The following is a 23,107-nucleotide window of genomic DNA, read 5'->3' on the forward strand; positions in this document are numbered from 1 at the left end:
CGGCCAGGCTTTTCAGCCTGGCCGCACATTCCAAGATCGATACCGAGGCGCCTTATTTCGCCGCGGTCGGCAACGGCTTCGGGCTGTCGGAGAGGCTGTTCAGGTAAGCGATGACGTCGGCGCGCTCCGAGTCCTTCGGAATGCCGGCGAAGCCCATCGCGGTGCCGGGAACGAAGCCCTTCGGATTGGCAATGAACTTGTTGAGGTCGTCGATCGTCCAGGTGCCGCCCTTGGCCTTCATCGCCGCCGAGAAGTTGAAGCCGTTGCGGCCTTCGCCGCGGTGGTCGCCGACGACGCCATAGAGGTTCGGACCGACGCGATTCGGGCCGCCCTTCTCGAAGGTATGGCAGGCGCCGCACTTCTTGGCGGCGGCAGCGCCCTTCTCGACCGAGGCGGTCTGCAGCAGCTTTTCAATCGGCTCGGCGGCAGCCGCAGCAGCGCCGCCCTCCTTGCCGTGGCCGGCGTCTTCCTTCACGGCGATCTCGAAGCCCGGCTTTTCCGGCACCTTGGGCGAGAACAGTGCCTGGGCGGTGAAGCTCGTCACCAGCAGGATGAGACAGGTACCGAGCACGGCACCGAGAATCTTGTTGAGTTCGAAAGAGTCCATTTCCGGCCAGGCCCCACACCGCAAGAAGGATTAGCGGCCAAGCGGCCGCCAGGACGAGCCTCGGGAGAATCAAACGTTCCTTATTGTTTCCCCGAGTTTTGCCATTGAGATATCGGTTTGCCCGGGGTCTGGCAACCCGTATAAGCGAGCGGGCTTCAACCCCGTCCCCACCCATTTCTCGGCGCGGAAAACGCCCCGTTTCCAGGCCCTTGACCCGATGACCGATCCCCGCATCCTGGTGCTGATCCCGGCCCGCATGGCCGCCACCCGCCTGCCCGGCAAGCCGCTTGCGGATATCGCGGGCCTGCCGATGATCGTGCATGTGCTGCGCCGTGCCGAGGCCGCCGGAATTGGCCGGGTTGCGGTGGCAACCGACACCGCCGAGATCGCTTCGGTCGTGACGGCCCATGGCGGCGAGGCCGTGATGACGCGCCCGGAGCATCCCTCCGGCTCGGACCGCATCCACGAGGCCATGCAGAAGCTCGATCCGGAGGGCAAAGCCGAGATCGTGGTCAATTTGCAAGGCGATTTCCCGACCATCACGATCGACAATATCCGCGAGGTGCTGCCGCCGCTGGAAGACCCGGCCGTGGACATCGCAACGCTGGCTTCGCAGATCCACACCGAGGAGGAGGACCTCGCGCCGAGCGTCGTGAAGGCAATCGGAACCTCGCTCGGCGGGAAACGCATGCGCGCACTTTATTTCACCCGCGCGACCGCCCCGACCGGCGACGGACCGCGCTACCACCATATCGGCCTCTACGCCTATCGCCGCGCCGCGCTGGAGCGCTACGTCTCACTGCCGCCCTCGCCACTGGAATTGCAGGAAAAGCTCGAGCAGCTCCGGGCGCTGGAGGCCGGCATGCGCATCGACTTCACCATCGTCGACACGGTGCCCCGCGGGGTCGACACGCCGGCGGATCTCGAGACCGCGCGCGGCATCCTTTCCAAATCCTGAGCTGCTGTTACAAGGCCGAGCATGAGCAAGATGAAGATCGCATTCCAGGGCGAACCCGGAGCCAATTCCCACATCGCCATCGTCGAGGCCTATCCCGACGCCGAACCGATGCCCTGCGCCACCTTCGAGGACGCGCTGTCGGCGATCTCGTCGGGCGAAGCCGATCTCGGCATGATTCCGATCGAGAACTCGGTCGCCGGCCGCGTCGCCGACATCCATCACCTCCTGCCGGCCTCCGGCCTCTTCATCATCGGCGAATGGTTTCTGCCCGTCCGGCATCAGCTGATGGCGGTAAAGGGGACTAAGATTTCCGACATCAAGTCCGTCGAGAGCCATGTGCATGCACTCGGCCAGTGCCGGCGCATCATCCGCAAGCTCGGCATCAAGCCGATCGTGCACGCCGACACCGCCGGCAGCGCCCGCGACATTTCCGAGCGCAACGACAAGACCGTCGCCGCGATCGCCTCGCGCCTCGCCGCAAAAATCTACGGCCTCGACATTCTCGCAGAGGACATCGAGGACGAGGCCCACAACACCACGCGCTTCGTGGTGCTGGCGCGCGAGCCGAAATGGGCCGCGCAAGGCTCCGGCCCGCTGGTCACGACCTTTGTCTTCCGGGTGCGCAATTTGCCCGCCGCGCTCTACAAGGCGCTCGGCGGCTTTGCCACCAACGGCGTCAACATGACCAAGCTCGAGAGCTACATGGTCGACGGCAATTTCTTCGCGACGCAGTTTTATGCCGACGTCGACGGCCACCCCGACGACAAGGGCCTCGCGTTCGCGATCGAGGAGCTGAAATTCTTCTCGCGCGAATTCCGCATCGTCGGCGTCTATCCGGGGCACCCTTTCCGGGCCACGTTCAGCGAAACGCAGCAGGATTGATTGCGTGTCCCGGACGCGCAAAGCGCGAGCCGGGACCTAGGCCGCCTGCTTAGCCAGTCCGAACGCCTCGGCCAACAGCGAATACGACTTCTTCCGCGCGTCGTGATCGTACACGGCTGTGATCACCATCAACTCGTCCGGCTCGCTCGCATCGATCAGCGGCTGCAGCTTCTTCTGCACCGTCGCCGGACTACCGACGAACAGGCGGGAGCGATTGCGGGCGATCGAGGTGCGTTCAGAATCCGTATAGGGATAGGCCAGCGCCTCATCGACGCTCGGCAGCGGCAGATATTGGCCGCGGTCGCGGCGCAGCCTGTTGAGATCGAAGGAGGCCGCGAGCTTCTCGGCCTCCTCGTCGGTATCCGCGGTGATGACGGCGACGGCGAGGATCGCGTGCGGGTCCGCGCTCCACGCCGAGGGCTGGAAGCGGTTGCGATAATGCACCATCGCATCGACCGCATCGTGGGATGCAAAATGATGCGCGAAGGCGAAGCCCATGCCGACCTGCGCAGCGAGCTCCGAGGAATAGTCGCTGGAGCCGAGCAGCCAGATCGGTGGCAGCGGCGTATCGTCGGGCATTGCGACGACGTTGTGATAGGGATGGCCCGAGGGGAATTCGCGGGTTTGCCACAGGATCAGTTCGTGCAGCCGCTCCAGGAAGTCGTCGCCCTCGCGGCGGTCGAGCCGGCTGCGCAGCGCGTAGGCCGTGGCGCCATCGGTGCCGGGCGCGCGGCCGAGACCAAGGTCGATGCGGCCGGGAAACAGCGCCTCCAGCATCTTGAAGCGCTCGGCCACCACCAGCGGGGCGTGGTTGGGCAGCATCACGCCGCCGGAGCCGACGCGGATATGCTTCGTCACCGCCGCGATCTGCCCGATCATCACGTCGGGCGCGGGGCTCGCGACAGAGGCGAGATTGTGGTGCTCGGCGAGCCAGTAGCGGACATAGCCGAGCCCATCGACATGGCGCGCCAGATCGATGCTGTTGCGCAGCGCCGCGGCGGGCTTGGTGCCGGTGGTTACGACGGAGAGGTCGAGGACTGAGAGCGGGATCATGGCGGGCTAAATTAGTGGAGGGCAGCGGCGCGACAATGGGCGGACGGCGCAGGTCTGACGTGTGCCGGCCGCGACCTCGCATGCCGGACCGAGTGGCGTCGTTGGGACGACGGTCACACCGATGATGCGACCTTCACACTGCCCACACAGTCAAATTACCTCAAAAATCTGCCTATCAAAGATATATTATATTGATTTAGTTATTATATTTTCGATACGCTAGCTTCCCACTTTCGCTTCGTATTGCGCATTATTTTCCTTCTCAAGGATCAAAGTGGGCTACTTCCCATCTCCGATGGGCTGTCGAGTGCAACCGCTTTGTCTTATCTTAGCGTCTTCCAATCTAGACCTGACCGCCGGCCGCCAAGACCCCGGCGGGCCCTGGAGCGAGTGGTGCCATGACCGATCTGACGACGCCTGCCAAAGCCGACGGGCAAGACGGGCACCTGAAGCGGCCTGCGATCTCGTTCGAGTTCTTTCCGCCCAAGACGGAAGACATGGAGCGCAGTCTCTGGGAGACCATCAACCGGCTCGCCCCGCTCGACCCGAAATTCGTCTCGGTCACCTATGGCGCAGGCGGCTCGACCCGCGAGCGGACCCACTCGACCATCTCGCGGATCCTGAAGGAGACCGCGCTGCTGCCGGCCGCGCATCTGACCTGCGTCGGCGCCTCGCGCGGCGAGATCGACGAGATCGTCGACCGCTATCACGAGGTCGGCGTCCGCCACATCGTGGGCCTGCGCGGCGACCCGCCCGCCGGCATCGGCACGGCCTATTCGAGCCATCCCGACGGCTACCAGAGTTCTGCCGAGCTCGTTGCCGGCATCAAGAAGCGACACGGCGATATCGAGGTCTCGGTCTCCGCCTATCCCGAGAAGCATCCCGAGGCGCGCGACTTCGACGCCGACATCGACACGCTGAAGGCCAAGGTCGACGCCGGCGCGACGCGCGCGATCACCCAGGTGTTCTTCGATAACGACCTCTACTTCCGCTATCTCGATCGCGTCCGCGCCCGCGGCATCGACATCCCGATCGTGCCGGGCATCATGCCCATGCACAATTTCAAGCAGGCTCGCAATTTCGTCACCCGCGCCGGCACCACCGTGCCGGACTGGTTCGCCGCGAAGTTCGAAGGCCTCGACGACGACGCCGAGACCCGCAAGCTGGTGGCCGCGACCGTCGCGGCCGGCCAGGTGCAGAAGCTCGCCAAGCACGGCGTCGACACTTTCCATTTCTACACCATGAACCGCGCCGATCTCGTGTTCGCGATCAGCCATTTGCTCGGCATTCGCGCCAAGAGCGCGCAGAAGGCGGCTTAAGACAACATGACCGTACCTCCCTCTCCCAAGCGAACTGCCCTGATCAATGCCGCGCGCGAACGCATCCTCGTGCTCGACGGCGCCATGGGCACGATGATCCAGAACCTCCAGTTCGACGAGAAAGCCTTCCGCGGCGAGCGCTTCAAGAACTTTCATCGCGACCTGCGCGGCAACAACGATTTGTTGATCCTGACCCAGCCGCAGGCGATCGAGGACATCCACGCCGCGTACTTGCGTGCCGGGGCCGACATCGTCGCGACCAACACGTTCTCGACCACCTCGATCGCGCAGGCCGATTACGATCTCACCGACATCGTCTACGAGATGGCGCGCGAAGGCGCCCGCCTTGCCGGCAATGCCGCGCGCCGCGTCGAGGCCGAGGACGGCAAGCCGCGTTTCGTTGCGGGCGCCATCGGCCCGACCAACCGCACCGCCTCGATCTCGCCCGACGTGTCCAATCCCGGCTACCGCGCCGTCACCTTCGACGACTTACGCAAATCCTATGGCGAGCAGATCAACGGCATGCTCGACGGCGGCGTCGACCTGCTGCTGGTCGAGACCATCTTCGATACGCTGAACGCCAAGGCGGCGCTCTACGCGATCGCGGAGATCACCGAAGCGCGCGGCATCGACGTGCCCGTGATGGTGTCGGGCACCATCACCGACAAATCCGGCCGCCTGCTCTCGGGCCAGATGCCGGAAGCCTTCTGGAACTCGGTGCGGCACGCCAAGCCTGTCACCATCGGCTTCAACTGCGCGCTCGGCGCCGAAGATTTGCGCGCCCACATCGCCGATATCGGCCGCGTCGCCGACACTCTTGTTTGTGCCTATCCGAACGCCGGCCTTCCCAACGAATTCGGCCAGTACGACGAGACGCCGGAGTACATGGCGCGCCTGGTCGGCGAGTTCGCCCGCGACGGCCTCGTCAACATCGTCGGCGGCTGCTGCGGCACCACGCCAGACCATATCGCAGCGATCGCAGCTAGCGTGGCCCCGCACAAGCCGCGGATCGTGCCGGAGATTGCGCCGCGCCTGCGGCTCTCCGGCCTCGAGCCGTTCGTGCTGACGGATGCCATTCCGTTCGTGAATGTCGGTGAGCGCACCAACGTCACGGGCTCCGCCCGCTTCCGCAAGCTGATCACCGCCGGCGACTACACCGCCGCACTGCAGGTCGCCCGCGACCAGGTCGAGAACGGCGCGCAGATCATCGACGTCAACATGGACGAGGGCCTGCTCGATTCTGAAGCCGCGATGGTGACCTTCCTCAACCTCGTCGCCGCCGAGCCCGATATCGCCCGCGTCCCCGTCATGGTGGACTCGTCGAAGTTCTCGGTGATCGAGGCCGGCCTGAAATGCGTGCAGGGCAAGCCAGTCGTCAATTCGATCTCGATGAAGGAAGGCGAGGAGAAATTCATCCACGAGGCCAAGATCGCGCGGCGTCACGGCGCAGCCGTCGTCGTGATGGCGTTCGACGAAGTCGGCCAGGCCGACACCTTCGCGCGCAAGACCGAGATCTGCAAGCGCGCTTACGACATCCTGGTCAACCGCGTCGGCTTCCCGCCGGAAGACATCATCTTCGATCCCAACATTTTCGCGATCGCGACCGGCATCGAGGAGCACAATAATTACGGCGTCGACTTCATCGAGGCGACGCGCTGGATCCGCCAGAACCTTCCGGGCGCGCATATCTCCGGCGGCGTCTCGAACCTCTCGTTCTCGTTCCGCGGCAACGAACCGGTGCGCGAGGCCATGCACTCGGTGTTCCTGTATCATGCCATCAAGGCCGGCATGGACATGGGCATCGTCAATGCCGGGCAGATGATCGTCTATGATGACATCGACGCCGAGCTGCGCCAGGTGTGCGAGGACGTCGTCCTCAATCGCGACGCGACCGCGTCCGAGCGCCTGCTGGCGCTGGCGGAGAAATTCCGCGGCAACAAGTCCCAGACCAAGGAAGCCGATCTGGCCTGGCGCGAATGGCCGGTGGCGAAGCGGCTGTCGCATTCGCTGGTGCATGGGATCACCGAGTTCATCGAAACTGACACCGAGGAAGCCCGCAAGGCGTCGAAGCGTCCGCTCGACGTGATCGAGGGGCCGCTGATGGCAGGCATGAACGTGGTCGGCGACCTCTTCGGCGACGGCAAGATGTTCCTGCCGCAGGTGGTGAAATCCGCCCGCGTGATGAAGCAGGCGGTGGCCTGGCTGATGCCTTTCATGGAAGAGGAGAAGGCGCGCAACCTCGCCAACGGCATCGGCACCGAAGGCTCCTCGTCCGCCGGCAAGATCGTGCTCGCGACCGTCAAGGGCGACGTCCACGACATCGGCAAGAACATCGTCGGCATCGTGCTCCAGTGCAACAATTTCGAGGTCATCGACCTCGGCGTGATGGTGCCGGCCGCCAAGATCGTCGAGACCGTGAAGGCGGAGAAAGCCGACATCGTTGGTCTCTCCGGCCTGATCACGCCCTCGCTCGACGAGATGGCGTTCTTCGCCGGCGAATTGCAGCGTGAAGGCCTCAAGCTGCCGCTCTTGATCGGCGGTGCCACCACGAGCCGCGTGCATACCGCCGTGAAGATCGACCCGAGCTATCGCGCCGGTCCCGTCGTTCACGTCAACGACGCCAGCCGCGCGGTCGGCGTTGCCTCCTCGCTGCTCTCGCCCGAGAAGCGCGAGGCCTATGCCGCCGAGGTGCGCGCCGAATACGCAAAGATCTCGGACGCGCATCTGCGCGCGCAGGCCGACAAGAAGCGCCTGAAGCTCGCGGCCGCCCGCGCCAATCGCGTGCCGGTCGACTTTGCCGCCAACAAGCCGGTGAAGCCGACCTTCCTCGGCACCAAGAGCTTCGACGAATACGATCTTGCCGAGCTCGTGCCCTATATCGACTGGACGCCGTTCTTCCAGACCTGGGAGCTCGCCGGGCGCTTCCCCGCCATCCTCGACGATGCCAAGGTCGGCGAGGTCGCGCGCTCGCTCTATGACGATGCGCGCAAGATGCTTGACCTGATCGTCAAGGAGAAATGGTTCCGGGCGCGCGCGACGATCGGCTTCTGGCCGGCGAACGCACAGGGCGACGACATCGTGCTCTATGCCGACGATAACAGGACCAAGCAGATCGCGACGCTGCACACGCTGCGCCAGCAGCTCGAGAAGCGCGAGGGCCGCTTCAACGCGGCGCTCGCCGACTTCATCGCGCCCGCGGGCGTGCCCGACTATGTCGGCGGCTTCGTCGTCACCGCGGGGATCGGCGAGGATGCGGTCGCGGACCGCTTCAAGATGGCCAACGACGACTACTCCTCGATCCTGTGCAAGGCGCTGGCCGACCGCCTCGCCGAAGCCTTCGCCGAACGCATGCATGCCCGCGTGCGCCGCGAGTTCTGGGCCTATGCGCCCGACGAGGCGCTCTCCAATGACGACATGATCCTGGAGAAGTACTCTGGGATTCGTCCCGCGCCCGGCTATCCCGCGCAGCCCGACCACACCGAGAAGGCGACGCTGTTCGAGCTGCTCGATGCCGAGAATACGGCCGGCGTGAAACTGACCGAGAGCTTTGCGATGTGGCCGGGCTCCAGCGTGAGCGGGCTCTACTTCGCCAACCCCGAGAGCTATTATTTCGGCGTCGGCAAGATCGAGCGCGACCAGGTCGAGGACTATGCCGCGCGCAAGGGCATGAGCGTCGCAGAGGCCGAGCGCTGGCTGGCGCCGGTGCTGAACTACATCCCCTCGCGAGAGGACAAGGCTTTCGCGGCAACGCCGGCGAATGACGAGGCGTCGAGCGACCTCGCCTCGCATCCGCCGGGCTGCACCTGCGCGGTGCATCTCGTCTGGCAGAAGAAGCGCGCGGGGGCCGGATAGGCCCCCGCCTTCGCCTCTAAACCAAAAAGTGAGAAAACAACCCCATGCACAGTAGCGATGGGGTTGAAAACCCTGAGCAATTTCGGTCTTACCGAAGCGACTTGCTCCGTCGGGCAAAACACGGGTAATATTCCATCATCGCCTGCCGCGTGAGTTCCGCACTCGGTCGGATGCCGCCTGCTTCGATCTCGCGTCCCGAACGCGATGCGGAACGAAGCTCCGCAGCGCCGAACCCGGAAGGCAAACGTCGTCGTGCCGACGAACATCCGCTCGGCGCGCAGGAGGATCACATTCGTCATCGTCTGAAAATCCTGGCCATCTGCCTCGTGATGATTGGCGGGATCTTTGTCTCGCATCATGCTGCCCCGCCCGAGGCGGCGGCGGAGGAGCCTCCGTCCAAATCGAATGATGCCAGCGGAACCATGCAAACCGTCACAAAGCTCCTCGCCGAACCCCGCTCGCCCTCGCGCGATGACCAGCTCTATGCGGCCGCAGTAGCCCTGTTCAAGGCGATCGAGGCAAGCGAGGCGCCGGTGGAGAGTCGCGACACGCTGGCAAGGGCGCTGCACGAGGTCGCGCTCGGCGGGCATGCCAACGCCTGGGTCGACTATGGCCGCTGCCTCTGGAACGGCTGGGGCGTGCCGCGCGATCGCGACGCGGCGATCGCCGCTTACAAACGCGCAGCCGAACTCGGCTCGGATTATGGCGCCTATCTCACCGCCTACAATCTCTATTGGACGTTCAGGAGATATGACGACGCCCATGCTTACGCGCAGAAGGCGCTTGCAGGCGACGACCCCGATGGCGCCGTGCGCTACCTCCTCGGACTGATGGCCTACAACGGTCGCGGACAACCGAAGGACGTGGCCAAGAGTCTCGCATTGCATCTCGAAGCGGCGAAGCGCGGCAACGCCGATGCCTATTTCGAGCTGTTCGTTTATGCGATGCAAGGCATCGGAGACCGCAACAAGGCCGTGTTCTACCTGAAGCAGGCCGGACAACGCGACCAGCCGCGCGCCTTGGCCAATCTCGGCGCGCTCCATGCCACCGGGCAATTGCCGGGCATCGAGAAGGATCTCGGCGAGTCCATCCGCTGGTACAAGCGCGCAGCCGATCTCGGCGTCGGCCGCGCCGCCGCAGCACTCGGCGTGATGGCCATGCGCGGCGAAGGGATGGCGAAGGACCCGGATGCCGCGGAGGCGTATTTCGATCGCGCCGAGTATCTGGGGTTTGAACTGGACGAGTATCTGCGAACGAACGGCGTGACGCGGAGGAAGTAGTCCGCCCCCGTCGCTCCGGGGTGCGCAAGCGCGAGCCTGGAATGACTGGGAAGCTCGCCTGCGGCCATCCTTCGAGACGCCCGCCTTCGGCGGGCCCTCAGGATGAGGGCGGAGTGTGTGGCAGTCATTTCAACGAGCCCCACGCGCGGTCCCCATCCTGCCCTGGAGGGGGAGGATCGGTTCGCATGCAGCGTAGCGGAATGCGGACCGAGGTGGGGTGACGGTCTCTCCGCATCCAACAGCGCCCGTGTTGAGGGATCACCCCACCCCGCTCGCGCTTCGCGCGATCGACCCTCCCCCTCCAGGGGAGGGTAAGTGCGAGCTCACCCCTTCGGCGGCGCCAGCGGCTGCACGATCTCCTTGAACGGCGCCAGGGCCTCGCAGCGCTCGGCGTGCGCGCTCAGTGCCGGATAGCGCGAAACGTCGAACAACTGCGGATGCGCTTCGCGGGTGAAGCGGACGACGCAGGCGACAACGATGTCGGCGTGGCCGATTCGGTCACCCAGCCAGTACGGCGTCGTCACCTTGGCACGCTCGGCCTCCAGCACGCCGAGCACATCGCTGATCTGCGCCTGGCAGCGCTCGACCCACAGCGCGAGCTGTTCCTTCCGCAGCACGCGCTCGTAGAGCAGGCTCACCGCCTTGTCGCCGAGGCCGGAGGCGAGCGCACAGAGGCGAAGATGCTTGCGCCGCTCGGCGCCGCTACGCGGCAGCATCGCCTTCGCCTCGCCAACGAGCTCGTCGAGATAATCCAGGATGATGGTGCTCTCGATCAGCGCCTCGCCGTCGTCGAGCACCAGCGTCGGCACGCGCCGCAGCGGATTGTAAGGCGCGATCCTGTCGGCGTCGCCGAAGGTCGACCACGGCCGGTGCTCGAAAGCGAGTCCATAAAGCCGCAGCGCAATCGCGACGCGGCGGACGAAGGGGGAGTCGTATTGGCCGATCAGGAACATGGGTCTTACTTCCCGGACATTGGCCGGTCAGTGTCCACGGAAAGATCGGCGCAGCGCAAGGAACAACTTGGAAATGGAGCGTTGCGCCGGATGCAACAGCTCACCCGACAGCTCATGTGCAAGGCGGACGCGGCGTACTCAAAGCCCGGCCTGGATCGATCGTTTGACGGCGGCGATGGCGGTCTCGTTGCGCTTGTACATCGTCCATTGCTTGATCCGCTTGGCGCGCACCAGCTTGGCGGCCGTCAGCACCCGCATATGCTCGCTGACCGTCGGCGCGCTGACGCCGAGCTTTTCGGCAATCAGCAGTCCGCAGACGCCATCCTCGACCAGGTCGCCATCGGCCTGCTCGCGAAAATGCTTCCTGGGATCGCGCAGCCAGTCCAGGATCTGCAAGCGGCGCTCATTGGCCAGCGCGCGCAATGCCGGGGCAAACTTCATTTAGCCATTTTGCTAATTACCTAATTGATGTCAACTCCCCGAAGCGTTATCATGGACAGCATCATGACAGCGACAATGGACATCACCCGGGAGCGGATTGCGGCGACCGAGGCCGTCATCCGCCCGCATATCAGGCGCACGCCGCTGCTTCAGGCCGACCTTGCCGATTTCGGCCTGCCGGCCCTGCCCGTCATTTTCAAGCTCGAGATGCTGCAGCATTCCGGATCGTTCAAGGCGCGGGGCGCCTTCGCCAATTTGCTGCTGCGGCAGGTGCCGGCGGCCGGGATCGTCGCCGCATCCGGCGGCAATCACGGCGCGGCGGCGGCCTATGCGGCGCAGCAGCTCGGCATTCCCGCCACGATCTTCGTGCCTGAGATCACCTCGCCCGCCAAGGCCGAGCGGATCAGGGGCTACGGCGCGGAGCTCGTGATCGCCGGAAGCCGCTATGCCGACGCGCTCGCCGCGAGCGAAGCGCATGTCGCGCAGACCGGCGCGCTTGCCGTCCATGCCTACGACCAGGTCGAGACTCTGCTCGGTCAGGGCAGCGTCGGGATGGAGCTGGAGCAGGACGCCCCTGATATCGACACGCTGTTGGTGGCCGTCGGCGGCGGCGGGCTGATCGGCGGCATTGCGGCGTGGTACCAAGGCCGGACGCGCATCGTGGCGGTCGAGCCCGAGCAATCGCCGACCCTGCACACCGCGCTCGCGGCGGGCGCCCCGGTCGATGCGCCGGCCGGGGGCCTTGCCGCCGACAGCCTTGCGCCGCGCCGCGTCGGCGAACTGATGTTTCCGATCGCGCGCGCCCATGTCGAGCGGGTCGTTCTCGTCAGCGACGACGCGATCCGGCAGGCCCAGGCCGCCCTGTGGTCGCGCCTGCGCCTCGTGGCCGAGCCCGGCGGCGCGGCCGCCTTTGCCGCGCTGCTCTCCGGCCGCTATCGTCCCTCGCCCGGTGAGCGCGTCGCAGTTCTGGTCTGCGGCGCCAACACCACGGCGGTGAATTTCGACGGTTGATTGGGAATGACATGATGGGACCGCGTGGACTGATCCTGATATCGATCCTGTTGCCGATGATTGGCGCCGCCCACGCGCAGGACCGCCCGATCGGCTTTTTGACACCGTCGAAGAACATCGCCTGCCAGTTCCATGCCAATAACGGACAGGGCGTGCTCCGCTGCGACATCATGAACATGGAGACCCGCCCGCGCCGCCCCGCCGATTGCGAGTTCGACTGGGGCCACGCCTTCGAGATGAGCGCGAAGGGCAATGCAGGACGCATCTGCGCCGGCGACACGGTGATGGACGCCTCGCTGCCGGTGCTCGCCTATGGCGAAGTGTGGCAGCGTGGGGGATTCACCTGCCGGTCGGAGCAGACGGGACTGACGTGCTTCAACGCGATGCAGCGCGGGTTTTCGCTGGCGCGGGGGAAGCAGGAGGTGTTTTGAGGAGCGGTCCGCATGCAGCGATGCGAAATGCGTGGACGCTATCCCGTATTGCGCCGTGCTCGACACCGCCCCGCATTGATCCAACGATTAGAAGAACGAGGGCGACGTCTGGACTCCGTCATTGCGAGCGCAGCGAAGCAATCCAGCATTTTTCGCGGAGATAGTCTGGATTGCTTCGTCGCAAGGGCTCCTCGCAATGACGGTGAGGATACAGCCGCGTACTACTCGATGATCGGCACGTGCCTCGCCGCATCGCGCGGCGCCGTGCCGTCGAGCCGCGGATCGTCGGCGATCTCGATCTGGTGGCGGAAGGGGCGGAAGCCGGAGCGCTGATAGAACGCGACGGCCGACGGATGATCGAAGGTGCAGGTGTGGACCCAGACGCGGCGGAGGTCGCGCGACCAAGCGAGATCCAGCGCGCGGTTCATCAGGAAGCGGGCGGCGCCGCACCCGATCAATGCTGCGGTGACGCCGAAATAGACCAGCTCGCACTGACCGGGCTCGCGGAAATCGAGCTCGAGCAGGCCTTCGTCGCGGCCGTCCGCGACCAGGGCGTAGACTTCGATTCCAGGCGTGTGGATGACCGCGGCGAGTTCGGCGTCATCCATGCGTGCCCGCGAGAACCACAGCCAGTCTTCGCCGACGCGGCGGAAGAGATCGCGGTACCAGGGAAGCTCGGGGTGGCCGACCTTGCGCAGCGACCACGTGCCGGGGGGATCGTCACGGCGGACGGGAGGTGCGGTCATCTCCAGATGGGTGACGACGGCGGCGATCTTGCCGGCAGGCACATCGGAATAGCCGTCGGGGAGGATCATGGTTCGTTGCTCCACTTTATCACGGGCGGCTCCGGGCCAGCGCTGCAAACTCCGTTGTCGTCCCGGACAAGCGGAGCGCAGATCCGGGACCCATAACCACAGGGAGCGGTTTGGCGAGGATTAGTCGTTCGGGATTGACACTGCCTGCCATCGACAGACCTCGCGGTATGGGTCCCTGCGTTCGCAGGGACGACAACGTGGATGGAGGCGTATCAGCCCTCCCCCTCGTCGCTCGCCAGCACGCCCTTCACCGCCCTCGCCCAGCCCGCGAGCTTCCGCTCCCTTGTCGCCTGGCTCATGTTGGGCTTGAAGCGGTGCTCGAGGCGCCAATTGTCGGCGAACTTGGTCGGCTCGGGATAGACGCCGGCCGCAAGACCGGCGAGGTAGGCAGCGCCCAGCGCCGTCGTCTCCTGGATCACGGGGCGATCGACCGGCGCGTCGAGCAGATCGGCGAGGCGCTGCATGGTCCAGTCGGACGCGGTCATGCCGCCGTCGACACGGAGCACGACGCTGGCGGTTTCCGAGCTCGGCCAGTCCGCGCGCATCGCCGCCCACAGATCAAACGTCTGGTAGCAGACGCTTTCGAGCGCGGCATGCGCCAGCTCGGCGGGGCCGGTGTTGCGGGTGAGGCCGAACAGCGCGCCGCGCACGCGCGGATTCCAGTAGGGCGCGCCCATGCCGACGAAGGCGGGGACGAGATAGACGCTCTGCATCGAGTCCGACTGGTCAGCAAGAGGTCCGGTTTCGGCGGCGTGCTTGATGATGCCGAGGCCGTCGCGCAGCCACTGCACCGCGCTGCCTGCGACGAAGATCGAGCCTTCGAGCGCGTAGGTACGTTTGCCGTCGAGCTGATAGGCGACGGTGGTGAGCAGCTTGTTCTTCGAGACGACAGGCGTGGTGCCGGTGTTGAGCAGCGCAAAACAGCCGGTGCCGTAGGTCGACTTCATCATGCCCGGGCGGAAGCAGGCTTGTCCGATGGTGGCGGCCTGCTGGTCGCCGGCAATGCCGGAAATGGCGATGGCGCCGCCGAACAGGTCCGGCGTGCTCTCGCCGAAGCGGGCCGACGAGTCCTTCACCTCGGGCAGCATCGAGCGCGGCACGCCGATGATCTCGAGGAGTTCGTCGTCCCACTCGCCAGTGTGGATGTTGAACAGCAGCGTGCGCGAGGCGTTGGTGGCGTCGGTGGCGTGGACCTTGCCGCCGGTGAGGCGCCAGAGCAGATAGCAGTCGACGGTGCCGAACATCAATTCGCCGCGCGCGGCGCGCGCCCGCGCCCCGGGGACGTGGTCGAGAATCCAGGCGACCTTGGTGCCGGAGAAATAGGGATCGATGATCAGGCCGGTCTTCTGCGAGATCACCGGCTCGCGGCCGTCGGCTTTCAACTTGGCGCAGATGTCGGCGGTGCGGCGGTCCTGCCAGACGATGGCGCGGTGCACGGCCTGGCCGGTGGCGCGGTCCCACACCACGGTGGTCTCGCGCTGGTTGGTGATGCCGATCGCGGCGATGTCCTTTGCGGTGATGCCGGCCTGCTCGATCGCGTCGCGGCAGACCATCACGGTCGAGGTCCAGATGTCCTCCGGCTCGTGCTCGACCCAGCCCGAGGCCGGAAAATGCTGCGGAAACTCCTGCTGCGCCTTCGCCGCAATGGAGATATCGCCGCGAAACACGATCGCACGCGAGGAGGTGGTGCCCTGGTCGATGGCAAGGACGAAAGACATGGCGGCTTACCCTGGCGTTTCCCTGGAGGGGTCATTGTGTCGCGGCAAGAAAACGGGATTGCCGGCAAGAGGTCAAGCGGCTCTCCTCTTACCCTCCCCTGGAGGGCAGGGGAATCGCATGTGGCTCTAAGGCATTGCGATTTGGAGAGAAATCGATTCTGAAGGTGGCTCCCGGAGTTGGAGAGGGCGACCGATGGATCGATTTTCGGAGTGCTTCGAAGACCTGCCCGACCCGCGTGCGGACAATGCGCTGCACGACCTGACGGAGCTTTTGTTCATCGCGCTGATGGCGACGTTGTGCGGAGCGACGAGTTGCACCGACATGGCGCTGTTTGCGCGGCTAAAGGCTTATCTTTGGCAGGACGTGCTGGTGCTCAAGCATGGCTTGCCGAGCCATGACACGTTCAGCCGAGTGTTCCGCATGCTCGATCCAAAAGCATTCGAGGCGGCATTCCGCCGCTTTATGGAAGCCTTCGCTCAAGGTGCGCAGATTGCACGGCCGCAAGGCGTGATCGCGTTGGACGGCAAGGCGCTGCGGCGTGGCTACGAGAGCGGCAAAAGCCACATGCCGCCGGTGATGGTGACGGCGTGGGCAGCGCAGACGCGCATGGCGCTGGCCAACGTTCTGGCGCCGAACAACAACGAAGCCGCCGGCGCTTTGCAACTGCTCGAACTCTTGCAACTCAAAGGCTGCGTCGTGACGGCCGATGCACTGCATTGTCACCGAGGGATGGCCAAGCAGATCGTGACGCAGGGCGGCGACTACGTGCTGGCGGTGAAGGAGAACCAGCCCGCCCTGCTGGCTGACGCCAAGGCCGCGATTGCCGCAGCGGCGCGCAAGGGGAAGAAGCCGGTTGCTACCGCCGATGCAGACCATGGGCGTAAGGAAAGACGCAGCGCGCTTGTCGTGCCCGTCAAAGACATGGCCGAGAAACATAACTTTCCCGCCCTCAAAGCTGTCGCCCGGATCACAAGCAAGCGCGGCAAGGACAAAGCTGTCGAGCGCTACTTCCTGATGAGCCAAAACTACAGTCGCACACAGGTTTTGCGCATCGTTCGCACCCATTGGACCATCGAAAACGGCCTGCACTGGCCGCTCGACGTCATCCTCGACGAGGATCTGGCCCGCAACCGCAAGGACAACGGTCCTGCCAACCTTGCCGTCCTCAGGCGACTTGCCCTCAACGTCGCCAGAGCTCACCCCGACAGCACCATCTCCTTGCGTCTCAAGCTCAAGCGGGCCGGCTGGAACGATGCCTTCTTCTTCGAACTCCTCGGCCACATGCGATAGCCCTGCCCTGGAGGGGGAGGGTCGACCGTGCGCAGCGCGGGCGGGGTGGGGTGAAGCCACAAAAGCGGTCTCACTTGTGCCGAAGAACGAACGCGGCCGCGCACTCAGGAGGACCGCATTCGCGGATGGTCTGTCACCCCACCCCGGTTCGCATTCCATGCGAACCGACCCTCCCCCTCCAGGGCCCTCCAGGGGAGGGTAAGGGAAGCGCGCTCGCGGCACAATTGAAAGTGGTGTGACGCCTACACCGCAGCCGTGGTCACGCCGCCGTCGATGACGATGGTCTGGCCGGTCATGAAGCTCGAGGCGTCGGAGGCGAGGTAGGCGACGGCGCCGGCGATTTCGTCGGGTTCGCCGATGCGGCCGAGCGGCGTGGTGGCGGTGCGGCGCTTCAGCATGGCTTCGTCCTCCCACAGCGCGCGGGCGAAATCGGTCTTGACGAGGCCGGGCGCGATGCAGTTGACGCGGACGCCTTTCGGGCCCCATTCGCCGGCGAGCGAGCGGCACAACGCGAAGTCGGCGGCTTTCGAGATGCCGTAGGCGCCGATCACGGTGGAGCCGCGCAGGCCCCCGATCGAGGAGATGATGACGACGGAGCCGTTGCCGCGCTCGGCCATTTGCGGGATCGCGAGCGCGGAGAGCCAGATGTTGCTCTTGACGTTCGAGCCCATGATCTTGTCGAAAGCTTCATCCGTGATGTCGAGCAGCGGGCCGTAATAGGGATTGACCGCGGCGTTGCAGACGAGGATGTCGATCTTGCCGTAATGCTTGATGGTGCCCGCGATCAGCGCCTCGACCTCGTTCTTGCGCGCGATGTTGCAGGGAATGACTGTTGCATCGCCGCCGGACGCGTTGATGCCGTCGGCGACTTCCTGGCAGGCTTCGGCTTTCCGCGATGAGACCACGACTTTGGCGCCGAGCTTTGCCAGCAGCTCGGCGGAGGAGCGACCGATGCCGCGGCTGGAGCCGGTGACCACGGCGACCTTGCCGGTGAGATCGAACGGGGTGTTTTTCATTGTTGTTGGGCTCCGCTGGTGCCGCTTGTTCAGTGTCATCGCCCGCGAAGGCGGGCGATCCAGTATTCCAGAGGCGGCACGGCTGGAATCGAGAAGCCGCGGCGTACTGGATCCCCCGCTTTCGCGGGGGATGACAGTCGTCGTTTGGCTTAGATCAACCCGCCCGCATCGGCAACGCGGCGCTGGTGGTAGTCGGTGTCGCCAAAACTGTTCTCGATCATGGTGAGGCGCTTGAAGTAGTGGCCGATCTTCGCCTCCATGGTCATGCCGATGCCGCCGTGGAGCTGGATCGCCTGCTGCCCCACGAATTTCAGCGACTTGCCGATCTGCACCTTGGCCGCGGCGATCGCGTTGCTGCGCTCCTTCGCGTCCTCGAAATCACCCGCCATGGTCGCGAACATCGACATCGAGCGCGCCTGTTCAGCGGCGACGAACATATCGGAGGCACGATGCTGGAGCGACTGGAACGAGCCGATCGCGACGCCAAACTGCTTGCGCGTCTTGATGTACTCGACCGTGGTCTTGAGCGACTCGTCCATCAGGCCGACCGCCTCGGCGCAGAGCGCGATGCGGGCTTCGTCCACCACGCGCTCGATCAGCGCAAGCGAGTCGTCGGGATTGCCGAGCACGGCGTCCGCGCCGATCTCGACACCGGTGAAGCTGATGTCGGCCGCGTGCAGGCCGTCCTGGGTCGGGTACGATTTCCTGGTGACGCCCTTGGCATTCGCAGGCACCAGGAACACGCCGATGCCGGTCTTGTCGCGGCGATCGCCCTTGGTGCGCGCGGTGACGATCAGCGTTTCCGCGTTCTCGCCGTTGAGCACGACGAATTTCTCGCCGTCGATGATGTAGCCGTCGCCCTTCTTCTTCGCGGTCGTTGCGACGTCGAACAGATCGTAGCGCGAGTTCTTCTCGAGCTGGGCAAACGCCAGCGTCTTGCTGCCGTCGATGATCCCGGGCACGTGCGCGGCCTTCTGCGCATCGGTGCCGGCATGGCGCAGGAAGCCGCCGCCGATCACGACCGTTGCCAGATAAGGCTCCAGCACCAGCGCCTTGCCGAGCGCTTCCATCACGATCATGGTCTCGACGCCGCCGCCGCCGAAGCCGCCATCGGCTTCGCTGAAGGGCAGGCCGAGCAGGCCCTGCTCCGCGAGCTTGAGCCAGACGGCCTGGCTCCAGCCGCCCTTCTCCTTCATGTATTTCTTGCGGCTCTCGAAATCGTAGGAATCGGTCAGCAGGCCGTCGATGCTGTCCTTGAGAAGCCGCTGCTCCTCGTTCAGATCAAAATCCATCTCTGTTTCCTCAAACTAACAGTCTTTGCTCGGAGAGAGGCCCCTCACCCCAACCCTCTCCCCGCGACGTGCGGGGCGAGGGAGAGGCGAGAGCATCACAATCCCAGCACCGCCTTGGCGATGATGTTGCGCTGGATCTCGTTGGAGCCGCCGTAGATCGAGACCTTGCGGTTGTTGAAGTAGCTCGGCGCGATCTGGGCGGTCCAGTCCATGGCTTCGTTGGAGCCGTCGTCGCCGTGCACGTCGTAGGGCGCGGCGAACGGGCCGATCACTTCCATCAGGAGCTCGGTGGTGGTCTGCTGGATCTCGGAGCCCTTGATCTTCAGCACCGAGGAGGCCGGATTGGGCTTGCCCTTGCCGTGCTTGCCTTCGTCGGCGACGACGCGGAGCTGGGTCAGCTCGAGCGCCTTCAGCTCGATCTCGCAGGCGGCCAGCTTTTCGCGGAACGCTGCGTCCTGGATGATCGGCTTGCCGCCGGCCTCGACCTTCGAGGCGAGATCCTTGATGCGGCGGATGCGCTCCTTGGAAACGCCGACCCGGGCGATGCCGGTGCGCTCATTGCCGAGCAGGAATTTTGCATAATCCCAGCCCTTGTTCTCCTCGCCGATGAGATTCTCGACGGGCACCTCGACGTCGTCGAAGAACACTTCGTTGACCTCGACGCCGCCGTCGATGGTCTGGATCGGGCGCACGGTGACGCCCTTCGACTTCATCGAGAACACGATGAAGGAGATGCCCATCTGCTTCTTGGCATTGTTGTCGGTGCGGCAGAGGCAGAAGATCATGTCGGCGTGCTGGGCCAGCGTCGTCCAGGTCTTCTGGCCGTTGATGATCCACTTGTCGCCCCTGCGCTCCGCTTTCGTCTTCAGGGAGGCGAGGTCGGAGCCTGAGCCGGGTTCGGAGAAGCCCTGGCACCACCAATCGTCGACATTGGCGATGCGCGGCAGATACTGCTTCTTCTGCTCCTCATTGCCGAAGGTGTAGATCACCGGGCCGACCATGCTGACGCCGAAGGCGAGCGGCTGCGGCGCCGGATAGGACTGCAGCTCCTCGTTGAAGATGTAATGCTGCACGCTGGTCCAACCAGTGCCGCCATATTGCTTGGGCCAATGGCTGACGCCCCAGCCCTTCTTGTTGAGGATGCGCCACCACGTCACCATCTCGTCCTTGCTGAGGTGACGGCCCTCGACCAGCTTGCGCCGGGTATCCGGCGGCACGTTGTCGCGGAAGAATGACCGCACTTCCTCGCGAAACGCCTGCTCTTCTTTCGTGAATGCGAGATCCATCGGATCCTCCTGTGAATTACTGCAACACCTCGAACAACCCGGCAGCGCCCATGCCGCCGCCGACGCACATGGTGACGACCGCATATTTCGCCTTGCGGCGGCGGCCTTCGATCAGGGCGTGGCCGGTGAGGCGCGCGCCCGACATGCCGTAGGGATGGCCGACCGCGATCGCGCCGCCGTCGACGTTGATCTTCTCGGGATCGATGCCGAGCTTGTCACGGCAATACAGCACCTGCACCGCGAAGGCTTCGTTCAATTCCCACAGGCCGATGTCGTCGACGGTGAGGCCGTGGCGCTTGAGCAGGCGCGGCACGGCGAAGACCGGGCCGATGCCCATCTCGTCCGGCTCGCAGCCGGCGGAGACGAAGCCGCGGAAGATGCCGAGCGGCTTGAGGCCGCGCTTGGCCGCTTCCTTGTCGCTCATGATGACGGAGGCGCTGGCACCGTCGGAGAGCTGGCTGGCATTGCCGGCGGTGATGGAAAACCCTTCGCCGCGCACCGGCTTGAGGCCGGCGAGGCCTTCGGCGGTGGTCTCGGGCCGCGGACCTTCGTCCTGCGACAAGGTCACTTCCTTGAACGACACCGCGCCGGTCGCCTTGTCGGTCACCGCCATCTGCGTGGTGATGGGCGCGAGTTCGTCCCTGAACTTGCCACCCTGCTGCGCCGCCGCTGTGCGGCGCTGGCTTTCCAGCGAATATTCGTCCTGCTTCTCGCGCGAGATGCCGTAGCGCTTGGCGACGATTTCGGCCGTGTCGATCATGGGCATGTAGACCTCGCCCTTGATCTCGAGCAGCGCCGGATCCTGCGCATGGAAGCCGTTCATCTTGTCGTTCTGCACGAGGCTGATCGACTCGCCGCCGCCGCCGACCGCGATCTCGACGCCGTCGAAGATCACCGAGCGCGCGGCGAGCGCGATGGCCTGAAGGCCCGAGGCGCATTGCCGGTCGATGGTGGTGCCGGCGACGGTGACGGGCAGGCCCGCGCGGAGCAGCGCCTTGCGCGCGATGTTGCCGCCGGTCGAACCTTGCTGGAGCGCTGCGCCCATCACGACGTCCTCGACCTCCTTCGGATCGACCTTGGCGCGCGCGACGGCTTCGCCGATGGCGTGGCCGAGCAAGGTCGCGCCTTCGGTGGCATTGAGCATGCCGCGATAGGCCTTGCCGATCGGGGTGCGGGCGGTGGAAACGATGACGGCGTCGGTCAAGAACGAGCTCCTGATGCGGTTTTGGTGGATTGTGACGGTTTCTGCTGCTGGCGCAATTCGTGGCGCGACAATTTTCCGACCGGGGTGCGCGGCAGATCGTCGACGAACTCGACCTCGGCCGGCAGTTCGTGCTTGCCGAGCTTGCCCGCAAGCTGCGCGCGCAGCTCGTCGAGCGAGAACGGCTTTGCGTCAGGCCGGAGCTTGATGAAGGCCTTGGCGGCCTCGCCGCGATAGGGGTCGGCAATGCCGAGCACGATCACCTCGTGCACGCCCGGCATGGTGTAGATCGCCTGCTCGATCATCTGCGGATAGACGTTGAAGCCGCCGGAGATGATCATGTCCTTCTTGCGATCGACCAGGAAGAAATAGCCGTCGGCGTCGACATAGCCGATGTCGCCGGTCAGGAAGCGGCCGTCGACGAAGGCTTCCGCGGATCCCTCGGGCTTGTTCCAGTACCCCTTGGTGACGTTCGGGCCCTTGATGCGAATCTCGCCGACCTCGCCCGGCGGCAGCACGCGCCTCGGATCGTCCAGCGCGACGACGTCGAGCTCGATGCCGGGCAGCATCAGGCCGATCGAGCCGGGCTTGTCCGGGCCCGAGGGCGGATGGCCGGTGCCGGGCGAACAGGTCTCGGTCATGCCCCAGCCGCTGCGCAGCTTCTTGCCGACCTTGCGCTCGAAGAAGTTCGCGATCTCCACCGGCAGCGGCGCACCGCCGGAGCCGATGACGTTGAGCGAGGAGAAGTCGCGCTTGTCGAGATCGGGCAGCGCGGCGATCGCGATCCACATCGTCGGCACGCCCGGGAAGTAAGTGGCGCGCTTGATCTCGATGTCGCGCATCACCGCTTCGACGTCGAACCGCTGATGCAGCGAGATCAGATTGCCGCGGCTGAGCGAGGACAGCAGCACCACGGTGAGCGCATAGATGTGGAACAGCGGCAGCACGCAGATCACGCGCTCGACGACATCGCCGCGCGCGGCGCGGGACGGCTTGCCCCAGACGTCGTAGATCGACACCGCGGAGGTGAGATTGCCGTGGGTGAGCATCGCCCCCTTGGGCAGGCCAGTGGTGCCGCCGGTATATTGCAGCAGCGCGACGTCGTCGGCCGTCACGGACGGCCACGCGGCCGGCACGGCCGCGCCTTCGACGAAGGTCTTGAAGGTGACGATGCGGGGATCGCTGGGGATCGCCGCCTGCGGCGTGCCGATTTTGCCCCAATCGTCGTCCTCGCAGACGACGAGGCGATCGATCAGGCCCTTCTCCAGGAACTTCAGCGCGGTCGGAAGCAGCGCGGCAAGGTTCGAGGTGACGAGCAGGCGGGAGCCTGAATCGGACACCTTGTGCGTCAGCGCGATCTCGCCGTCGAGCGGCGAGAGATGCGCGACGCGGGCGCCGGCCTTCAGCGCGCCGAAGAAGTTGACGGGATGGTCGGGCGTGTTGCCGAGGAACAGCGCGACCGAGCTGGTCTTGCCGCAACCGGCGCGCAGGAAGGCCGCAGCTGCACGCTCGGCCATGGCGGCGAGCTCGGTATAGCTGATCGGACGATCGCGGAATTCCAGCGCGGTGCGCGGGCCGTAATCGGCGGCGGCCGTCGACAAGAGGTCAGGCAGCGAGCCCTGGACGATGGTGTCGTCCCAACGCACGCCCTCGGGATAAAACTGTTCGCCGGGATGGGTCATTGCTTCCTTGGATCATGCA

The 23,107-nt window shown here is 65.2% G+C and carries 19 protein-coding genes; 8 read left to right on the forward strand and 11 right to left on the reverse strand.

The genetic code is table 11. The features are described from left to right. Positions 1–52 precede the first annotated feature (52 nt). Positions 53–607: a c-type cytochrome gene (locus tag I3J27_RS35905; protein WP_270163528.1), complete on the reverse strand. Its 555-nt coding sequence runs from the start codon at positions 605–607 to the stop codon at positions 53–55. A 217-nt stretch (positions 608–824) separates the two neighbouring features. Here I3J27_RS35905 and I3J27_RS35910 point away from each other — a divergent pair, with 217 nt between their 5' ends. Together I3J27_RS35910 and I3J27_RS35915 are read left to right on the forward strand one after the other, a co-directional pair. Then, positions 825–1,565, forward strand: coding sequence for a 3-deoxy-manno-octulosonate cytidylyltransferase (locus tag I3J27_RS35910; RefSeq protein ID WP_270163529.1), 741 nt, complete (start codon positions 825–827; stop codon positions 1,563–1,565). Positions 1,566–1,586: 21 nt separating this feature from the next. Next, complete coding sequence (locus tag I3J27_RS35915) at positions 1,587–2,447, forward strand: prephenate dehydratase (RefSeq protein ID WP_270163530.1); 861 nt, start codon at positions 1,587–1,589, stop codon at positions 2,445–2,447. A 36-nt stretch (positions 2,448–2,483) separates the two neighbouring features. Here the strand turns inward: I3J27_RS35915 and I3J27_RS35920 are convergent, their stop codons facing one another. Next, positions 2,484–3,500 carry an LLM class flavin-dependent oxidoreductase gene (locus tag I3J27_RS35920; RefSeq protein ID WP_270163531.1) on the reverse strand — a complete coding sequence of 339 codons (1,017 nt, stop codon included), beginning with the start codon at positions 3,498–3,500 and terminating at the stop codon, positions 2,484–2,486. Positions 3,501–3,898: 398 nt separating this feature from the next. Here I3J27_RS35920 and metF point away from each other — a divergent pair, with 398 nt between their 5' ends. From metF to I3J27_RS35935, 3 genes are all read left to right on the forward strand, one after another. Beyond that, complete coding sequence (metF, locus tag I3J27_RS35925) at positions 3,899–4,819, forward strand: methylenetetrahydrofolate reductase [NAD(P)H] (protein ID WP_270163532.1); 921 nt, start codon at positions 3,899–3,901, stop codon at positions 4,817–4,819. 6 nt (positions 4,820–4,825) lie between these two features. After that, positions 4,826–8,671, forward strand: a complete 3,846-nt coding sequence (gene metH, locus I3J27_RS35930; RefSeq protein WP_270163533.1) for a methionine synthase — start codon at positions 4,826–4,828, stop codon at positions 8,669–8,671. A gap of 422 nt (positions 8,672–9,093) precedes the next feature. Then, complete coding sequence (locus I3J27_RS35935; RefSeq protein WP_270163534.1) at positions 9,094–9,951, forward strand: tetratricopeptide repeat protein; 858 nt, start codon at positions 9,094–9,096, stop codon at positions 9,949–9,951. A gap of 323 nt (positions 9,952–10,274) precedes the next feature. Here the strand turns inward: I3J27_RS35935 and I3J27_RS35940 are convergent, their stop codons facing one another. Both I3J27_RS35940 and I3J27_RS35945 read right to left on the reverse strand, forming a co-directional pair. Beyond that, positions 10,275–10,904, reverse strand: a complete 630-nt coding sequence (locus tag I3J27_RS35940) for a glutathione S-transferase family protein (RefSeq protein WP_270163535.1) — start codon at positions 10,902–10,904, stop codon at positions 10,275–10,277. A 138-nt stretch (positions 10,905–11,042) separates the two neighbouring features. Beyond that, positions 11,043–11,345, reverse strand: coding sequence for an ArsR/SmtB family transcription factor (locus I3J27_RS35945; RefSeq protein WP_270163536.1), 303 nt, complete (start codon positions 11,343–11,345; stop codon positions 11,043–11,045). Between the two features lie 27 nt (positions 11,346–11,372). On the opposite strand from I3J27_RS35945, the gene I3J27_RS35950 reads away from it, so the two are divergent. Next, positions 11,373–12,356 (forward strand): threonine/serine dehydratase, encoded by a 984-nt coding sequence (locus tag I3J27_RS35950; RefSeq protein WP_270163537.1) that lies wholly within the window; start codon positions 11,373–11,375, stop codon positions 12,354–12,356. Positions 12,357–12,367: 11 nt separating this feature from the next. Then, positions 12,368–12,787, forward strand: a complete 420-nt coding sequence (locus I3J27_RS35955; protein WP_270163538.1) for a DUF6636 domain-containing protein — start codon at positions 12,368–12,370, stop codon at positions 12,785–12,787. A 221-nt stretch (positions 12,788–13,008) separates the two neighbouring features. Here I3J27_RS35955 and I3J27_RS35960 read toward each other — a convergent pair whose 3' ends face one another. Both I3J27_RS35960 and glpK read right to left on the reverse strand, forming a co-directional pair. After that, positions 13,009–13,602 (reverse strand): GNAT family N-acetyltransferase, encoded by a 594-nt coding sequence (locus I3J27_RS35960; RefSeq protein ID WP_270163539.1) that lies wholly within the window; start codon positions 13,600–13,602, stop codon positions 13,009–13,011. 212 nt (positions 13,603–13,814) lie between these two features. Beyond that, complete coding sequence (glpK, locus tag I3J27_RS35965; RefSeq protein ID WP_270163540.1) at positions 13,815–15,320, reverse strand: glycerol kinase GlpK; 1,506 nt, start codon at positions 15,318–15,320, stop codon at positions 13,815–13,817. Positions 15,321–15,513: 193 nt separating this feature from the next. Between glpK and I3J27_RS35970 the strand changes: the two genes are divergently transcribed. After that, on the forward strand, positions 15,514–16,611 hold the full coding sequence (locus tag I3J27_RS35970; protein ID WP_270161936.1) for an ISAs1 family transposase: 1,098 nt from the start codon (positions 15,514–15,516) through the stop codon (positions 16,609–16,611). Positions 16,612–16,853: 242 nt separating this feature from the next. Here I3J27_RS35970 and I3J27_RS35975 read toward each other — a convergent pair whose 3' ends face one another. The 5 genes from I3J27_RS35975 to pimA all read right to left on the reverse strand — a co-directional run bounded on the left by I3J27_RS35975 (position 16,854) and on the right by pimA (position 23,088). After that, positions 16,854–17,627, reverse strand: coding sequence for an SDR family NAD(P)-dependent oxidoreductase (locus tag I3J27_RS35975; RefSeq protein ID WP_270163541.1), 774 nt, complete (start codon positions 17,625–17,627; stop codon positions 16,854–16,856). A 149-nt stretch (positions 17,628–17,776) separates the two neighbouring features. Further along, positions 17,777–18,919: a pimeloyl-CoA dehydrogenase small subunit gene (pimD, locus tag I3J27_RS35980; protein WP_270163542.1), complete on the reverse strand. Its 1,143-nt coding sequence runs from the start codon at positions 18,917–18,919 to the stop codon at positions 17,777–17,779. A gap of 95 nt (positions 18,920–19,014) precedes the next feature. Beyond that, entirely contained in the window at positions 19,015–20,205 is a 1,191-nt protein-coding gene (gene pimC / locus I3J27_RS35985) for a pimeloyl-CoA dehydrogenase large subunit (RefSeq protein WP_270163543.1), read from the reverse strand. 16 nt (positions 20,206–20,221) lie between these two features. After that, positions 20,222–21,409, reverse strand: coding sequence for an acetyl-CoA C-acyltransferase (locus tag I3J27_RS35990; RefSeq protein ID WP_270163544.1), 1,188 nt, complete (start codon positions 21,407–21,409; stop codon positions 20,222–20,224). Then, positions 21,406–23,088, reverse strand: a complete 1,683-nt coding sequence (gene pimA, locus I3J27_RS35995) for a dicarboxylate--CoA ligase PimA (protein ID WP_270163545.1) — start codon at positions 23,086–23,088, stop codon at positions 21,406–21,408. Before pimA ends, I3J27_RS35990 begins: the two co-directional genes overlap by 4 nt. Positions 23,089–23,107: the final 19 nt, after the last annotated feature.

Source organism: Bradyrhizobium xenonodulans (assembly GCF_027594865.1).
GTDB lineage: Bacteria > Pseudomonadota > Alphaproteobacteria > Rhizobiales > Xanthobacteraceae > Bradyrhizobium > Bradyrhizobium xenonodulans.

Excerpts from the sequence above, each read along its gene's own strand:
- pimC (WP_270163543.1), bottom strand. The coding sequence starts at position 20,205 with ATGGATCTCGCATTCACGAAAGAAGAGCAGGCGTTTCGCGAGGAAGTG.
- I3J27_RS35960 (WP_270163539.1), bottom strand. The coding sequence starts at position 13,602 with ATGATCCTCCCCGACGGCTATTCCGATGTGCCTGCCGGCAAGATCGCC.
- metH (WP_270163533.1), top strand. The coding sequence starts at position 4,826 with ATGACCGTACCTCCCTCTCCCAAGCGAACTGCCCTGATCAATGCCGCG.
- I3J27_RS35920 (WP_270163531.1), bottom strand. The coding sequence starts at position 3,500 with ATGATCCCGCTCTCAGTCCTCGACCTCTCCGTCGTAACCACCGGCACC.
- glpK (WP_270163540.1), bottom strand. The coding sequence starts at position 15,320 with ATGTCTTTCGTCCTTGCCATCGACCAGGGCACCACCTCCTCGCGTGCG.
- I3J27_RS35915 (WP_270163530.1), top strand. The coding sequence starts at position 1,587 with ATGAGCAAGATGAAGATCGCATTCCAGGGCGAACCCGGAGCCAATTCC.
- pimD (WP_270163542.1), bottom strand. The coding sequence starts at position 18,919 with ATGGATTTTGATCTGAACGAGGAGCAGCGGCTTCTCAAGGACAGCATC.
- I3J27_RS35955 (WP_270163538.1), top strand. The coding sequence starts at position 12,368 with ATGATGGGACCGCGTGGACTGATCCTGATATCGATCCTGTTGCCGATG.
- metF (WP_270163532.1), top strand. The coding sequence starts at position 3,899 with ATGACCGATCTGACGACGCCTGCCAAAGCCGACGGGCAAGACGGGCAC.
- pimA (WP_270163545.1), bottom strand. The coding sequence starts at position 23,088 with ATGACCCATCCCGGCGAACAGTTTTATCCCGAGGGCGTGCGTTGGGAC.
- I3J27_RS35975 (WP_270163541.1), bottom strand. The coding sequence starts at position 17,627 with ATGAAAAACACCCCGTTCGATCTCACCGGCAAGGTCGCCGTGGTCACC.
- I3J27_RS35945 (WP_270163536.1), bottom strand. The coding sequence starts at position 11,345 with ATGAAGTTTGCCCCGGCATTGCGCGCGCTGGCCAATGAGCGCCGCTTG.
- I3J27_RS35910 (WP_270163529.1), top strand. The coding sequence starts at position 825 with ATGACCGATCCCCGCATCCTGGTGCTGATCCCGGCCCGCATGGCCGCC.
- I3J27_RS35970 (WP_270161936.1), top strand. The coding sequence starts at position 15,514 with ATGGATCGATTTTCGGAGTGCTTCGAAGACCTGCCCGACCCGCGTGCG.
- I3J27_RS35905 (WP_270163528.1), bottom strand. The coding sequence starts at position 607 with ATGGACTCTTTCGAACTCAACAAGATTCTCGGTGCCGTGCTCGGTACC.
- I3J27_RS35950 (WP_270163537.1), top strand. The coding sequence starts at position 11,373 with ATGTCAACTCCCCGAAGCGTTATCATGGACAGCATCATGACAGCGACA.
- I3J27_RS35935 (WP_270163534.1), top strand. The coding sequence starts at position 9,094 with ATGCAAACCGTCACAAAGCTCCTCGCCGAACCCCGCTCGCCCTCGCGC.
- I3J27_RS35940 (WP_270163535.1), bottom strand. The coding sequence starts at position 10,904 with ATGTTCCTGATCGGCCAATACGACTCCCCCTTCGTCCGCCGCGTCGCG.